2 protein-coding genes are annotated in these 945 nt (G+C 28.5%); both read left to right on the plus strand.

The annotated features are described in order from the left end of the window. Positions 1-100 precede the first annotated feature (100 nt). Positions 101-382 carry a hypothetical protein gene (locus AC4PRO_RS18175; protein WP_492118398.1) on the plus strand — a complete coding sequence of 94 codons (282 nt, stop codon included), beginning with the start codon at positions 101-103 and terminating at the stop codon, positions 380-382. Between the two features lies 1 nt (position 383). Beyond that, positions 384-854 carry a hypothetical protein gene (locus AC4PRO_RS18180; protein WP_492118399.1) on the plus strand — a complete coding sequence of 157 codons (471 nt, stop codon included), beginning with the start codon at positions 384-386 and terminating at the stop codon, positions 852-854. The last annotated feature ends 91 nt before the right edge of the window (positions 855-945 follow it).

Genomic DNA, 945 nt, shown 5'->3' on the forward strand with positions numbered 1-945 from the left:
CTGTTGAATCAGGTTTTGTAACTGATCCAATAGGTTGGAAATACAGCAGTGCTAGAAATTATGGAAATAATGACCAAGCACTTTTAGAGATAGACGTGAATTGATTTATAATGTGGGTACGAGCGGGGAAGTTAGAAAGGTTGATAATTTAATTGATGGTGTTGCTAAAGAGATTAAATCTGGACAATTAAAAAGTTCTGAATTTATAGAAAACCAATTAAGAAAAGATATAGAAATGCTTTTAGATAGCAAAATTCCAGTCAAAAAAATAGAATGGCATTTGTTTGATGGAGCTGATGCAAACATGATAAAGAAACTTGAAGTTTTGAGAGATACTTTTGGTAAAGATAAATTTGATTTTATTAATTATAATAATTTATAATATGGATAATAGATATAATACTCTAAAGAATAAAAAGGATTTCGAAAAATTCATATCGGAAATACCACAATATTTAAAAGATTTGGCTCAAACAAATAAACATGAAAAATTAATTTTTAGTGAAGAAGAAGTAAAAAGTATTTCAACATATTTTATTGATTTAAACAACAATAATAATTTTAATAGCTCAGAAAAATTGAAATTTATTGCATATTTAGGAGAGTTTTTAATACATAATTTTGGAGGAGAATGGTTCTTTACAGGAAATAAAGATGCATTCACTCCTAATGAAGCTTACATTGGAAAATCTAATGCAATTGTACTTAGAGAGTGCCCAATAGATTCTGTTTATGAAATTCTTGAGAATAAAAATCCTAATTACTTTTATGATAAATTAATTCAAAACAAAGAGCAGAAGTCGGAAATTAATGATCTATTTTCTAAATTATTTTCTAAAATAAAGAAAAAATAGTTTAGTCTACTTCACCCCTGCTGGCTTGAGCGTATGCTAGGCGTATGCTAGCGCGAGCGTCTCGCTCGTGCCCACAAAGTAAACACAATAT

The sequence above is a fragment of the Flavobacterium sp. DW-iso2 genome, from assembly GCF_058725285.1.